The following is a 13,645-nucleotide window of genomic DNA, read 5'->3' on the forward strand; positions in this document are numbered from 1 at the left end:
CCTCTCCACTGTCCGGCCCGCTGGCACCGCACCCGGAGGTCGTGCGCGGCGGTGGGCCACCGTCATCGTAGATCCGTGTGCGGCAGGACACATGGCGGACACCCCTTCGTGACGGAATCGCAACGCCTGCGGCCGTGATGGGATGTGCCCATGAACGCACCGCTGAACCCCACCCCCACCCAAGCCTGGGAGACGATGCTGGAGGGCAACGCCCGGTTCGTGGCCGACACCCCCCTGCACCCCAACCAGGACGCCGCGCGCCGCGCCAGCCAGACGACCGGTCAGGCACCCTTCGCCACCGTCTTCGGCTGTGCCGATTCGCGGGTGGCCGCGGAGATGATCTTCGACCGGGGCCTGGGGGACCTGTTCGTGACGCGCACGGCCGGGCAGGTCATGGACTCCGCGGTGCTCGGCTCGCTGGAGTTCGGGGCGCACGCCCTGGACGTCCCCCTCCTGGTGGTCCTCGGCCACGACTCGTGCGGTGCGGTGAAGGCCGGGCTCGAGGCCCACTCGACCGGTGAGCTGCCTCCGGGGCACCTGTCGGACATCGTCCAGAAGGTCACCCCGAGCGTGCTCAGCGCGCACCGCGACGGGATCGACGACGAGCGCGGGGTCATGGAGCGCCACGTCGCCGCCACCGTGGAGCTCCTCCCGGAGCGCTCCCGCATCCTCGCCGAGCGGGTCGAGGACGGCCGTCTCGCGATCGTCGGGGCGGCCTACGACCTCGCGGACGGCTCGGTCCGCGTGGTGGCGCAGCAGGGCCTGTGAGCACGACGGTGCCCCCTCACCCGGCCGGGTGAGGGGGCACCGTGTGTGCGGGGGGGACTCTGCCCCAGCCCGGCTCAGAGGCCCAGGGCCTCCTGGACCACCACGGCCAGGCGCTGGGCCTGCTCCTCGGCCATCTCCTCGGTGGGGGCCTCCACCATGACCCGGACCACGGGCTCGGTGCCGGACTTGCGCAGCAGGACGCGCCCGCCGTCACCCAGCTCGGCCTCGGCGGCACGGACGGCCTCGGCGACCCGCTCGTCCCCCTCGAGCCGCTCCTTGTCCACACCCTTGACGTTGATGAGGCGCTGCGGCAGGAGCTCCATGCAGGTGGCCAGGTCGGCCAGGGTGCGGCCGGTCTCGGCCACGCGAGCGGCCAGCATGAGGCCCGTGAGCACACCGTCGCCGGTGGTGCCGTGGTCGAGCATGATCACGTGGCCGGACTGCTCGCCGCCCAGCGTGAAGCCGCCGGCGCGCATCTCCTCGAGCACGTAGCGGTCACCGACCTTCGAGCGACGCACCTGGATGCCGTGCTCGGACATGGCGCGGACCAGGCCCTCGTTGGACATGACGGTGGCCACGAGCGTGTCGCCGGCCAGGGCGCCCCGGTCCTTGAGCGCGATCGCGAGGATCGCCATCACGTGGTCACCGGTGACCTCGTTGCCCTCGGCGTCCACGGCCAGGCAGCGGTCGGCGTCCCCGTCGAAGGCCACCCCGAAGTCGGCGCCGTAGGCCGGCACCGCGGCCTGCAGCGGACCGAGGTGGGTGGAGCCGCAGCCGTCGTTGATGTTCAGGCCGTCGGGGTCGTTGCCGATGAGCGTGACCTTCGCCCCGGCCTCCCGGAAGACCCGGGTGCCGACGTCGCTGGCCGCACCGTTGGCGGCGTCCACCACCACGTGCAGGCCCTCGAGGCGGTTGGGCAGGATGTCGAGCAGGTGGGCGACGTAGGCGTCCGCACCGGTGTCGTAGGACATGACACGGCCGACACCGGCCCCGGTGGGGCGCTCCCACTCGGCGTCGAGCCCGGCCTCGATGCGGTCCTCCATCTCGTCGGGCAGCTTGAAGCCACCGGCGGCGAAGAACTTCAGGCCGTTGTCTGGCATCGCGTTGTGCGAGGCCGAGAGCATGGCGCCCAGATGGGCATTCGTGGTGGCCGTGAGGTGCGCGATGGCCGGGGTGGGCAGCACCCCGGCGTCGTAGACGTCCAGACCGGCGGAGGCGAGCCCGGCGACGGTGGCGGCGCTGAGCAGCTCGCCGCTGGCGCGGGGGTCGCGGCCCACGATGGCGTGGGGGCGGGTGCTGCGCTCGGGGTCCTCCGAGGTGTGCGCCGCCTGGGCGGCAACGTTCTCCGCGTCGGCGAGCACCTCGCGGGCGGCCGAGACCGACAGGCCCAGGACGAGCTCGGGCGTGATGTCTGCGTTGGCGAGGCCGCGGGCCCCGTCGGTTCCGAAGAGTCGTGGCATGTTCAGCACTGTACAAGGGGGAACGGCCCCGCACGGCGCGTCCGGACGTGGCCCTCGCCACCCTCCGCCGCCGCTCGCCCCACCCCGGGGACGCGAGAGGGGCCCCGCGACTGCGGGGCCCCTCTCGGGCAGGTCGGCGGAGGTCCGCCGGCGCGGATCAGCGCTTGCTGAACTGCGAGGCCTTGCGGGCCTTCTTGAGACCGGCCTTCTTGCGCTCGATGGCGCGCGGGTCACGGGTGAGGAACCCGGCCTTCTTGAGGGCCGCACGGTTCAGCTCGGTGTCGATCTCGTTGAGGGCACGGGCGACACCGAGGCGGACGGCGCCGGCCTGGCCGGACTTGCCACCGCCGGTGACGCGCACCATCACGTCGAACTGGCCCTTGAGCTCCAGCAGGCTCAGCGGGTCGTTGACCTCCTGCTGGTGCAGCTTGTTCGGGAAGTACTCCTCCAGCGTGGAGCCGTTGATGGTCCACGTGCCGGTGCCGGGCACCAGACGGACGCGGGCGACCGCCTGCTTGCGGCGACCCAGCCCGGCGCCGGGGCCGGAGGCCATCGGGCGACGCTCGGCCTCACCCTCCTGGGCGGCGGGGGCGGACTCGGAGGTGTAGGACGTCATCGGGGCCTCCTCGGCCTCGACGGCGGTGTTCTCGGTCATGTTCTCGGCCACGGTTTCTCCTTGGTCGTCTTCTGCGCGCAGGGCCCGTGGCCTTACTGCGCCACCTGGGTGATCTCGAAGGGCTGCGGCTGCTGGGCGGCGTGCGGATGCTCGGCGCCGGCGTACACGTGCAGCTTGCTGATCTGGGCGCGGCCGAGGCGGTTCTTCGGCAGCATGCCGCGGACGGCCTTCTCCACCGCACGGGTGGGGTGCTTCTCCAGCATCTCGGCGTAGGTCTCGGAACGCAGGCCGCCCGGGAAGCCGGAGTGGCGGTAGGCACGCTTCTGGGCGAGCTTGGCGCCGGTCAGGGCGACCTTCTCAGCGTTGATGATGATGACGTGGTCACCGGTGTCGACGTGCGGGGCGAAGTACGCCTTGTGCTTGCCGCGCAGCAGCGTGGCGGTGTGGGCGGCGAGCCGGCCGAGCACCACGTCGGTGGCGTCGATGACGTGCCAGGTGCGGCCGTCCAGGATCTCCGCCTGCTTCGGGGTGTGGGTACGCATGAATCGCACTTTCTCGAGGGTCGTACACGGTCGATCGTGCGCCGGTCGCACCCATGTCCTGAGGGGTGGGGTGGCTCAGCGCCGACCTCCTATTCTACGGACCTCGCGGAAGCCACCCAAATGGGACGAACTCCGCGGGAGGACGCGCTTCTCGAGGGTCGTCCGGATCGATCCCGGACTGGTGCAGCCATCCTCTGCACAGATACTCTGCACAGATGACCGACGAGCGCACCACCGACCCGACCGCCCTCGCCCACCCGGTGCGGGCCCGCATCCTGGCCCACCTGCGCAGCAGCGGGGCCGCCACCTCGGCCGAGGTGGCCCGCGCACTGGGCACCAACACCGGGGTGACCAGCTACCACCTGCGTGCCTTGGGCGCCGCCGGCTTCGTCACCGACTCCCCGGGGCCCGGCCGCCGTCGGGTCTGGGAGGCCGTCGCGGACCCCTGGCAGGAGTCCGCGCGCGCCGAGGACGACCCGGAGGCCGCCGAGCTCGGCGCCTGGCTGGAGCACGACCTGGTCGACCTCTTCGCCGCCCGCGCGCACCGCCATCTCGAGACCCGCGAGGCCACGCCCACCCCACCGGGCGGCACCGGCGCCCCCGACGTCACCGGCCTGCAGGAGGCCGGGGTCCTGGTGAGCGCGGAGCAGGCCGCCTCGCTGCGGGCGGAGCTGGACGCCGTGCTGGCGCGCTACCGGCGGGTGGGCCAGGGAACCCCCGGCGCCCAGCGGATGGTGGCCTGGACGGCGCTGCTGCCCGTGGACTCCTGACCCCGGGGCGCTCACCGCCCCTCGGCGCCGGCCTCTTCCTCCGTGCGGGAGCGCCGCGCCTCCTGCGCCCGCCGGGCCCACTCGTGGGCCGGTGGGTACTCCACCTCGGTCAGCGTCAGGCCGTGGGCCGGCATGACCGTCACCGCCCCGACCCGCTGCCGCCCGGCGAGCACCTCGGCGGGCCACTCCTCGGCCCGGCGGCCCTCCCCCACCGGCACCACCCCACCGACCAGCGCACGCACCATGGAGTGGCAGAAGGCGTCGGCCACCACCCGGCCGACCACCACCCCGTCGGCACGGCGCTCCCAGGTGAACTCCTCCAGGGTGCGGATCGTCGTGGCCCCCTCCCGCGGCTTGCAGAAGGCCGCGAAGTCCTGCAGCCCGGTCAACCGCCCGGCGGCCCGGTCCATCGCCTCCACGTCCAGCTCCCGGCGCCAGCTCACGACCATCCGCCGCTGCCGGGGGTCCACGCTGGTGACCCGGTCGGCGAGCAGATAGGTGTAGCGGCGGCGCAGGGCCGAGAACCGGGCGTCGAAGTCCGCGGTGACCTCGGTGGCCGCGTGCACCACGAGATCCGGCGGGAGGACCCCGCGCAACCGGGTCACCAGGGCCTCGGCCGGTGGCCGGTCCGAGCGCCCGGGGACGGCCGCCCACGCCGCCTCCTCCAGGTCCACGTGGCAGACCGACCCCGTGGCGTGCACGCCGGCGTCCGTCCGGCCGGCCACGGTGAGCGGCCCCACCGCGCCTCGCGTGATGACGCCCAGCGCGGCGTGCAGCTCCTCCTCCACCGTGCGCAGCCCCGGCTGGCGGGCCCAGCCGTGGAAGTCGGTGCCGTCGTAGGCGAGGTCGAGGCGGATGCGCGGCATGGGCGCAGCGTACGCACGGGCTGTGAGCAGATGCACAGCACCACGACCCGCCTCGCGAGGGGGCCTGCTGCCCTGCCCGCCTACGCTGGCGGCATGAGCTCTGCGCGCCCTCCGCTGCCCGATCTCCGTGAACTCTCCGCCGTCCTCTTCGACCTCGACGGCGTCCTGACCCCCACCGCCGAGGTGCACCAGCGTGCCTGGGGCGATCTCTTCACGGCCTTCCTGGCCGAGCACGCCGAGCGCACCGGCCAGTCCCAGGCACCCTGGCAGGAGCAGGACTACTTCGACCACGTCGACGGCAAGCCGCGTCTCGACGGGGTGCGGGACTTCCTGGCCTCCCGCGGCATCGAGCTGCCCGAGGGGAGCGAGCAGGACGGCCCCGCGGAGCACACCGTCCACGGGCTCGGGGGGCGGAAGAACGCCGCCTTCATGGGCGTCCTGCAGCGCGACGGGGTCACGGCCTACCCCGGGTCCGTCGCCCTGCTCGACCAGCTGCGCGCCGCCGGCACCCCGGTCGCCGTCGTCTCCTCCTCGGCCAACGCCACGGAGGTGCTCGCCGCCGCCGGGCTCACCCACTACTTCACGGTCGTCGTCGACGGCCGGGTCGCGCAGGCCGAGGGCATCCCCGGCAAGCCGGCCCCCGACACCTTCCTCACCGCCTGCGAGCGCCTCGCCGGCACCCCGGGCTCCGCCGCCGTCGTGGAGGACGCCACCTCCGGCTGCCGCGCCGGGGCCGCCGGGGGCTTCGCCCACGTGATCGGGGTGGACCGCGGTGCCGGGGCCGAGGCCCTGACCGCCGCCGGAGCCACCACCGTCGTCCCCGACCTCCAGGAGCTCGTCCGATGACCGCCGCGAACCACATCACCACCAGCCCGAGCGGCAAGCGCCGCACGGACCCGCTGGACCGCAGCCGCTTCCCGGTCGACCCGTGGGCCCTCGTGGAGACCCGTCTGGACCCGCAGGACCTCGGCGTGACCGAGACCCTCTTCGCCGTCGGCAACGGCTATCTCGGCCTGCGCGGGAACCCGGAGGAGGGACGCGACGCCTTCGTCCACGGCACCTTCGTCAACGGCTTCCACGAGACCTGGCCGATCCGCCACGCCGAGGACGCCTTCGGCTTCGCGAAGGTGGGCCAGACGATCATCAACGCCCCGGACACCAAGCTCATGAAGCTCTACGTCGACGACGAGCCCTTCATCGTGGCCAGCGCCGACGTCGAGAGCTACGACCGCCGGCTCGACATGCACCGTGGCGTGCTCTCCCGGGAGCTCGTCTGGCGGACCCCTGCCGGCAAGCGCCTGCGGGTCCGCTCCGAGCGGATGGTCTCCTTCACCGAGCGCCACCTGGCCCTCATGAGCCTCGAGGTGGAGATGCTCACCGGGGACGCCGCGGTGACCGTCTCCAGCCAGATCCTCAACCGCCAGGACGGGGAGGACGAGTACGAGGTCGGCTCCGAGGCGATGGGGGCCGGCTTCGACCCCCGCAAGTCCGCCGCCATGGACCACGAGGTGCTCCTGCCGCAGGCCCAGGAGTCCACCGAGCAGCGGCTGGCCCTCGGCTGGCGGGCCGCCAACTCCGGCATGACCCTCGGCGTGGCCGTGCACCACACCGTCTCCAGCGAGGCGGAGGTGAGCACCAGCCGGGTGGTCGAGGAGGACCTCGCCAAGCAGGTGCACACCCTGCGCCTCGCGGAGGGGCAGACCTTCCGGTTGGAGAAGTGGGCCTCCTACCACTCCTCCACCGGGGTGCCGGTCCCCGAGCTGCTCGACCGCTGCCACCGCACCCTCGACCGGACCGTCGCCGAGGGGTACACCGCGGCCGTGGATGCCCAGCAGGAGTGGTTGGACGACTTCTGGGCCAACGCGGACATCGAGATCGACGGGCAGCCGGCCACGCAGCAGGCCACCCGCTACGCGCTCTTCGCCCTGGCCCAGGCCGCGGGCCGGGCCGACCGGGACGGGGTGCCGGCCAAGGGCGTGACCGGCAGCGGCTACGAGGGCCACTACTTCTGGGACACCGAGGCGTACGTGGTCCCCTTCCTCACGTACACGATGCCGCACCTGGCCCGCAACGCCCTGAACTTCCGGGCCCGGATGCTGCCGATGGCCCGCCGCCGTGCCCGCGACCTCGCCCTGGACGGCGCGCTCTTCCCCTGGCGGACCATCAACGGCGAGGAGGCCTCGGCCTACTACGCCGCCGGGACCGCGCAGTACCACATCGACGCCGACATCGCCTACGCCCTGGCCCAGTACGTGGACGCGACGGGCGACACGGACTTCGCCCAGCGCGACGGCATCGACATGCTCGTGGGGACCGCACGGATGTGGGTGGACCTCGGCTTCTGGCGCGGTGGCCCCACCCCCAGCTTCCACATCCACGGCGTGACCGGTCCGGACGAGTACACGACCGTCGTGGACAACAACCTGTTCACCAATGTCATGGCCCGGTTCAACCTGGAGCGCGCCCACCGGGCCGTGCGGGAGATGCAGGAGTCGGACCCCGCGGCCCACGCTGCCGTGGTCGACCGCCTGCAGCTGGGCGAGGACGAGGTGCAGCTCTGGGCCCGGGCGGCCGAGGCGATGTACATCCCGTGGGACGACACGGTGGGCGTGCACCCGCAGGACGAGCACTTCCTGGAGCGCGAGGTCTGGGACCTGGCCGCGACACCGGCCGACCAGCACCCGCTCCTGCTGCACTTCCACCCGCTGGTGATCTACCGCTACCAGGTGCTCAAGCAGGCCGACGTGGTGCTCGCCTTGTTCCTGCAGGGCCATCGCTTCACCGACGAGGAGAAGCGCGCCGACTTCGAGTACTACGACCCGATCACCACCGGCGACTCGACCCTCTCGGGCGTGGTCCAGTCGATCATCGCCGCCGAGGTGGGCTACCACCGGATGGCGATGGACTACTTCCTGCGCTCGCTCTACGTGGACCTCGCCGACGCCCACGCCAACACCGTCGACGGGATGCACATCGCCTCCGCCGGCGGCACGTGGTCCACCCTCGTCTGCGGGTTCGGGGGGATGCGTGCCCACTCCGGCGCGCTGCACTTCGCCCCGCGGCTGCCCGCGGAGTGGGACCGCCTCACCTTCCGGGTGCAGTGGCGCGGTTCGCGGCTGCGCTGCACGCTCACCCAGGACGCGCTGGAGCTCACTGCCGAGACCGGCCCGGCGGTCGCGGGCCACGAGGAGGTCGTGCTCACGGTGCGTGGCGAGGAGGTGCGGGTCGGGGCCGAGCCGGTCCGCGTCCCCCTGCCGGACCAGGGGCCGCGGATCGACACCATGCTCACCTTCGGCGCCCACGAGGGCATCCGTCGTGCGGACGGGTCGAGGATGAGCGCCAGCATCCCGGAGGAGGTCGGTCTCGACGACCACGTCTGACCCCCGGTCCGGGGCGGTCCGCCCCCGGACCTCGGCCCGGGTACGAGGAAGGGCCCCACCATCCGGTGGGGCCCTTCCTCGTACCCGACGTCAGCGCGCCGGGGCGGCGATCAGCTGCCGGCCTTCTTGAAGCCAGCGGCCTCCGCGTCCTCCTCGGTGCGGAACCACACCTCGGCGACGGTGGAGGCGTACCAGCGACCACCGGGCTGGTGGTACTTCATGGAGTCCATGTTGCCCTTGACGACGAACTCCTCGGAGGGGGCGGAGCCGTCCTCCAGGGCAGCGGCGCCACCGGTCGGGACCGGCTTGCCGGAGCGGGTGACCGCGGCCTCGGTGCTGGCCTCGGTGGTCTCCTCGGCCGGCGCCTCGACGGTCTCGGTGGTCTCCTCGACCGGCTCGGACACGGCGGCGTCCTCGACCGGCGCCTCGGCGACCACGGGGGTCTCCTCGACGACCTCGGCCTGCGGGGCCTCCTCGGCCGGGACCTCGGTGGCACGCGCAGCGTTCTGCGTCGCGCGCTCGGCCTCGGTCACGGTGGCCTTGCGGGCCACCGGCTCGCGGACGAGCTCGATGACGGCCATGGGGGCCTTGTCGCCGTTGCGCGGGCCGATCTTCACGATGCGGGTGTAGCCACCCTCACGCTCGGCCACGTCCGGGGCGATCTCGGTGAACAGCTTGTGCACCACAGACTTGTCGTGGATGGTCTGCATGACCTTGCGACGGTTGTGCAGGTCGCCCTTCTTGGCGAAGGTGATCAGGCGCTCGGCCAGCGGGCGCAGGCGCTTGGCCTTGGCCTCGGTGGTCGTGATGCGGTCGTGCTCGAACAGCGCGGTGGCCAGGTTGGCCATCATCAGGCGCTCGTGCGCCGGGCCGCTGCCCAGGCGCGGGCCCTTCTTGGGGGTAGGCATGTGATCTCTCCTGTGCTTTCCAAGTGTGTCAGCGACACCCGCAGGCGCGGGCGTCAGGTGTCACCGTGGACCTCAGTACTGCTCGTCCTCGAGCACCGCGTCGTCGGCCTCGCCCTCGTCGGACTCGTCCTCGTCACGGTCGAGCACGATCGTGGACGGGTCGAAGTCGGCGGGGGTGTCCTTGAGCGCCAGACCGAGCTTGTGCAGCTCCACCTGGACCTCGTCGATGGACTTGGTGCCGAAGTTGCGGATGTCGAGCAGGTCCGCCTGACTGCGTGCCACGAGCTCACCCACGGTGTGGATGCCCTCGCGCTTCAGGCAGTTGTAGGAACGCACGGACAGGTTGAGGTCCTCGACCGGCAGCGCCAGGTCGGCGGCCAGCGAAGCGTCCGTCGGGACAGTGCCCATCTCGATGCCCTCGGCCTCGACGTTCAGGTCGCGGGCCAGGCCGAAGAGCTCCACCAGGGTCTTGCCGGCCGACGCCATGGCGTCGGCCGGGCTGATGGAGTTCTTGGTCTCGACGTCCACGATCAGCTTGTCGAAGTCGGTGCGCTGCTCGACGCGGGTGGCCTCCACCTTGTAGGTGACGGCCAGGACCGGCGAGTAGATGGAGTCGACCGGGATCCGGCCGATCTCCTGCTCGCCGCCCTTGTTCTGCTGGGCCGAGACGTAGCCGCGGCCACGCTCGACCGTCAGCTCCAGGTCGATGGCGCCCTCGTCGTTCAGCGAGCCCAGGTACAGGTCGGGGTTGTGCACCTCGACGCCGGCCGGGCAGCTGATGTCGGCACCGGTCATCTCCCCCGCCCCCTGCTTGCGCAGGTAGGCCACCACGGGCTCGTCGTGCTCCGAGGAGAAGACGAGCGACTTGATGTTGAGGATGAGCTCGGTGACGTCCTCCTTCACACCGGGCACGGTGGAGAACTCGTGCAGCACACCGTCGATGCGGATGCTGGTGGCCGCCGCACCGGGGATGCTCGAGAGCAGGGTGCGACGGAGCGAGTTGCCGAGGGTGTAGCCGAAACCCGGCTCCAGCGGCTCGATGGTGAACCGGGAGCGGGCCTCGGAGATCTTCTCCTCGGTGAGGGTGGGGCGCTGGGCAATCAGCACGTGCGTTTCCTTTCCGCGCAACGACCGCTATATGACGTTGCTGGCAGTGACACCCGACGCGAGCATCGGGTGGGTGCACCCGGGCCGTCGGTCGGCTCCGGGGGCGGTGCGCCGGGCGACGGGGCCGGGCGCGGTGGCGACGAGTGGTCGCTGATCAGTTCTTGGAGTAGAGCTCCACGATGAGCTGCTCGTTCAGAACGGTGTCGATCTGCTCCCGCATCGGGCGGTCGAAGATCAGGACCCGGAGCGAACCGGGGACGACCTTCATCCAGGCCGGGACGGGACGCTCGCCGTAGACCTCACGGGCGATCTCGAACGGCTGGGTCTCGACCGACTTCGGGCGCACGTCGATGATGTCGAACTTCGACACCTGGTACGACGGGACGTCCACGCGCTGGCCGTTCACCAGGAAGTGACCGTGGGTCACGAGCTGGCGGGCGGCACGGCGGGTCGGGGCGATGCCGGCGCGGTAGATGACGTTGTCGAGACGGGACTCGAGGATCGTCAGCAGGTTGTCACCGGTCTTGCCCGGGCGACGAGCGGCCTCGGCGTAGTAGCGACGGAACTGCTTCTCCATCACGCCGTACATGAAGCGGGCCTTCTGCTTCTCCTGCAGCTGGGTCAGGTACTCCTTCTCCTGCATGCGGCGACGGCCGTGCATGCCGGGCGGGTACGGACGCGAGTCGAAGCTCTTGTCGTTGCCGACGAGGTCGACCTTGAGACGACGGGACTTCTTGGTGATGGGGCCGGTGTAACGAGCCATGATTCAGTCCTTTCCTCTCAGAACCGACGACGCTTGGGCGGACGGACACCGTTGTGCGCCACAGGGGTCACATCGGAGATGGAGCCGACCTCGAGGCCGGTCGCGGTGAGGGAGCGGATCGCGGTCTCACGACCGGGGCCGGGGCCCTTCACGAAGACGTCGACCTTCTTCATGCCGTGCTCCATGGCACGACGGGCAGCGGCCTCGGCGGCCATCTGCGCGGCGTAGGGGGTCGACTTGCGCGAGCCCTTGAAGCCGACCTGGCCGGCGGAGGCCCACGAGATCACGGCACCACTGGGGTCCGTGATCGAGATGATGGTGTTGTTGAAGGTCGAGCGGATGTGCGCGTGGCCCGCTGCGACATTCTTCTTGACACGACGGCGCGAGCGCGTGGCTGCGGCGCGGGTCTTGGGGGGCATGTGTACTCCTGACTAGCTGGGGGGTGTGGCCGAGCGGGGCTCAGGCCTTCTTCTTGCCGGACACCGTCTTCTTGGGGCCCTTGCGGGTACGCGCGTTGGTCTTGGTGCGCTGGCCGCGCACGGGAAGACCACGACGGTGGCGGAGGCCCTGGTAGCTGCCGATCTCGACCTTGCGGCGGATGTCGGCGGCCACCTCGCGGCGGAGGTCACCCTCGAGCTGGAAGTTGCCCTCGAGGAAGTCACGCAGAGCGACGAGCTGCTCGTCGTTGAGGTCCTTCACACGGGTGGAGCGGTCGATACCGCAGGCCTCGACGGCCTGCAGGGCGCGGGTGCGACCCACGCCGAAGATGTAGGTGAGGCCGATCTCGACGCGCTTGTCGCGCGGGAGGTCGACACCGATGAGACGTGCCATCGTGTTCCTTCGGGTTGTCGTGGAGGTCTGGTGCACCATCAGCCCGGTTGGTCCACCGCCTGGACTGCTCGGTGGCCCCGGTCCCCGGCCTCCACGCCGGGGGTGACGTCCCGCAGCCTCGCGGGGGTCGGATGGTGCGTGCTGCATTCACTGCTGGTGGCGCCCCGGTGGGGGTGCCTGCGTGCGATCCGTGTCGCGTGCGATGAGTTGCGTCAGCCCTGGCGCTGCTTGTGGCGCAGGTTGTCGCAGATCACCATGACTCGGCCGTTGCGGCGAATCACCTTGCACTTGTCACAGATCTTCTTGACGCTCGGCTGAACCTTCATGTGCCAATGCCTTCGGATCGTGCGCACACGCCCGCCGGTGTCATCACCGACAGGCGTGAACGGTGCGGATGGTGGTCGTGCTGTGAGTGCTGGGGCGCGAGCCTCAGCGGTGGCGGAAGACGATGCGACCGCGGGACAGGTCGTACGGGCTGAGCTCCACCACCACGCGGTCCTCGGGGAGGATCCGGATGTAGTGCTGTCGCATCTTGCCCGAGATGTGGGCGAGAACCACGTGGCCGTTGGTCAGCTCCACGCGGAAGTTCGCGTTCGGCAGAGCCTCGACAATGGTGCCCTCGACCTCGATGACGCCGTCCTTCTTCGCCATGTCCTCCACTACTCACTTGGTCGGCCTCCCCCCTGCTGGGTTCGGCCATCGACGATGCGGACCCCGCCCGCGTGCGTGAGCACGCAGGAAGAACCCGACGGGCAAGCGTACCCCAGATCACCCAGCGGTCACGAATCGGACAGCGGCGCGCAGCGGCCGCCGAGCTCGGCGAGCCCCGACTCCCCGCCGTCCGGCTCGGTGAGCACCCAGACTCCCCCCTCGGTGACGGCGACCGTGTTCTCCCAGTGGGCGGCGGCCCGACCCGAGGTGGTCACCACGGTCCAGTCGTCGGCCAGGGTCCGGGTCTCCGGCTCGCCGAGGGTGATCATCGGCTCGATGGCCACCGTCAGCCCCCGGGGCACCCGTCCACCGCTCCCCCGGGCGGCGTAGTTCGGGATCCACGGGTCCTCGTGCATCTCCCGGCCGATGCCGTGCCCGCCGTACTCCTCGACGATCCCGTAGCGCAGGCCGCGCTCCTCCTCGCACCGGGCCACGTGCTCCTCGATGGTGTCCCCGATGGCGTGCAGGGGGCCGCGCTCCCGCAGTGCGGCGATGGCCGCCCACATCGCGGTCCGGGTGTCCTCGAGCAGCGCCGCCTGGGCGGCTGCGGCCTCGCCGTCGGGTCCACCGGGCACGATCCAGGAGCGCGCGGCGTCCCCGTGCCACCCCTGCAGGATCGCGCCGCAGTCGACGCTCACCAGGTCCCCGGCGGCGAGGACCCGCTCCCCCGGGATCCCGTGGACGACCTCGTCACCCACGCTCACGCAGATCGAGGCGGGGAAGCCGTGGTAGCCCTTGAAGCTGGGCACGGCGCCGGCCGAGCGGATGACCTCCTCGGCGACGGCGTCCAGCTCGCGGGTCGTGACCCCCGGGCGCAGCGCGGCCTCCACGGCCGCCAGGGCTCGTGCGACGACGAGCCCCGCCGACCGCATGAGGCGGATCTCGGCGGGGCTGCGTCCGTTCAGTCGGTTCCGACCGAGCAC

At 71.6% G+C, this 13,645-nt stretch carries 16 protein-coding genes; 4 read left to right on the forward strand and 12 right to left on the reverse strand.

All coding sequences use genetic code 11. The features are described 5' to 3' along the window. Window positions 1-150: 150 nt before the first annotated feature. Complete coding sequence (locus CFT82_RS03660) at window positions 151-768, forward strand: carbonic anhydrase (RefSeq protein ID WP_088817688.1); 618 nt, start codon at window positions 151-153, stop codon at window positions 766-768. 74 nt (window positions 769-842) lie between these two features. Here CFT82_RS03660 and glmM read toward each other — a convergent pair whose 3' ends face one another. From glmM to rplM, 3 genes are all read right to left on the reverse strand, one after another. Then, window positions 843-2,228: a phosphoglucosamine mutase gene (gene glmM, locus CFT82_RS03665; RefSeq protein ID WP_088818309.1), complete on the reverse strand. Its 1,386-nt coding sequence runs from the start codon at window positions 2,226-2,228 to the stop codon at window positions 843-845. A gap of 157 nt (window positions 2,229-2,385) precedes the next feature. Next, on the reverse strand, window positions 2,386-2,883 hold the full coding sequence (gene rpsI, locus CFT82_RS03670) for a 30S ribosomal protein S9 (protein WP_088818310.1): 498 nt from the start codon (window positions 2,881-2,883) through the stop codon (window positions 2,386-2,388). A 53-nt stretch (window positions 2,884-2,936) separates the two neighbouring features. Next, entirely contained in the window at window positions 2,937-3,386 is a 450-nt protein-coding gene (gene rplM, locus CFT82_RS03675) for a 50S ribosomal protein L13 (protein ID WP_088817689.1), read from the reverse strand. A gap of 215 nt (window positions 3,387-3,601) precedes the next feature. On the opposite strand from rplM, the gene CFT82_RS03680 reads away from it, so the two are divergent. Beyond that, window positions 3,602-4,156 carry an ArsR/SmtB family transcription factor gene (locus tag CFT82_RS03680; RefSeq protein ID WP_088817690.1) on the forward strand — a complete coding sequence of 185 codons (555 nt, stop codon included), beginning with the start codon at window positions 3,602-3,604 and terminating at the stop codon, window positions 4,154-4,156. Window positions 4,157-4,167: 11 nt separating this feature from the next. Here CFT82_RS03680 and truA read toward each other — a convergent pair whose 3' ends face one another. Then, window positions 4,168-5,022, reverse strand: coding sequence for a tRNA pseudouridine(38-40) synthase TruA (gene truA, locus CFT82_RS03685; RefSeq protein ID WP_088817691.1), 855 nt, complete (start codon window positions 5,020-5,022; stop codon window positions 4,168-4,170). A gap of 93 nt (window positions 5,023-5,115) precedes the next feature. On the opposite strand from truA, the gene CFT82_RS03690 reads away from it, so the two are divergent. Together CFT82_RS03690 and CFT82_RS03695 are read left to right on the forward strand one after the other, a co-directional pair. Next, a complete protein-coding gene (locus tag CFT82_RS03690; protein WP_088817692.1) occupies window positions 5,116-5,868 on the forward strand; it encodes an HAD family hydrolase in 753 nt (250 codons plus the stop codon). Continuing rightward, window positions 5,865-8,402: a glycoside hydrolase family 65 protein gene (locus tag CFT82_RS03695; protein ID WP_088817693.1), complete on the forward strand. Its 2,538-nt coding sequence runs from the start codon at window positions 5,865-5,867 to the stop codon at window positions 8,400-8,402. The genes CFT82_RS03690 and CFT82_RS03695 overlap by 4 nt, the downstream gene beginning before the upstream one ends. 110 nt (window positions 8,403-8,512) lie before the next feature. Here CFT82_RS03695 and rplQ read toward each other — a convergent pair whose 3' ends face one another. The 8 genes from rplQ to map all read right to left on the reverse strand — a co-directional run bounded on the left by rplQ (window position 8,513) and on the right by map (window position 13,645). After that, entirely contained in the window at window positions 8,513-9,310 is a 798-nt protein-coding gene (rplQ, locus tag CFT82_RS03700) for a 50S ribosomal protein L17, sunset domain variant (RefSeq protein ID WP_088817694.1), read from the reverse strand. Between the two features lie 72 nt (window positions 9,311-9,382). Further along, window positions 9,383-10,417: a DNA-directed RNA polymerase subunit alpha gene (locus tag CFT82_RS03705; RefSeq protein ID WP_088817695.1), complete on the reverse strand. Its 1,035-nt coding sequence runs from the start codon at window positions 10,415-10,417 to the stop codon at window positions 9,383-9,385. Between the two features lie 154 nt (window positions 10,418-10,571). Further along, window positions 10,572-11,180, reverse strand: coding sequence for a 30S ribosomal protein S4 (gene rpsD, locus CFT82_RS03710; protein ID WP_088817696.1), 609 nt, complete (start codon window positions 11,178-11,180; stop codon window positions 10,572-10,574). 17 nt (window positions 11,181-11,197) lie between these two features. Next, on the reverse strand, window positions 11,198-11,599 hold the full coding sequence (gene rpsK, locus CFT82_RS03715) for a 30S ribosomal protein S11 (RefSeq protein WP_088817697.1): 402 nt from the start codon (window positions 11,597-11,599) through the stop codon (window positions 11,198-11,200). 40 nt (window positions 11,600-11,639) lie between these two features. Further along, a complete protein-coding gene (gene rpsM, locus CFT82_RS03720) occupies window positions 11,640-12,011 on the reverse strand; it encodes a 30S ribosomal protein S13 (protein WP_015779995.1) in 372 nt (123 codons plus the stop codon). 212 nt (window positions 12,012-12,223) lie between these two features. Continuing rightward, window positions 12,224-12,337 (reverse strand): 50S ribosomal protein L36, encoded by a 114-nt coding sequence (rpmJ, locus tag CFT82_RS03725; protein WP_007928044.1) that lies wholly within the window; start codon window positions 12,335-12,337, stop codon window positions 12,224-12,226. Window positions 12,338-12,440: 103 nt separating this feature from the next. Next, the gene (gene infA / locus CFT82_RS03730) at window positions 12,441-12,662 is read right to left on the reverse strand and encodes a translation initiation factor IF-1 (RefSeq protein ID WP_088818311.1); all 222 of its coding nucleotides are present in this window, start codon (window positions 12,660-12,662) and stop codon (window positions 12,441-12,443) included. A 128-nt stretch (window positions 12,663-12,790) separates the two neighbouring features. Continuing rightward, on the reverse strand, window positions 12,791-13,645 hold the full coding sequence (map, locus tag CFT82_RS03735; protein ID WP_088817698.1) for a type I methionyl aminopeptidase: 855 nt from the start codon (window positions 13,643-13,645) through the stop codon (window positions 12,791-12,793).

The sequence above is a fragment of the Kytococcus aerolatus genome, assembly GCF_900187395.1.
In the GTDB taxonomy this organism is placed as follows: Bacteria; Actinomycetota; Actinomycetes; order Actinomycetales; family Dermatophilaceae; genus Kytococcus; species Kytococcus aerolatus.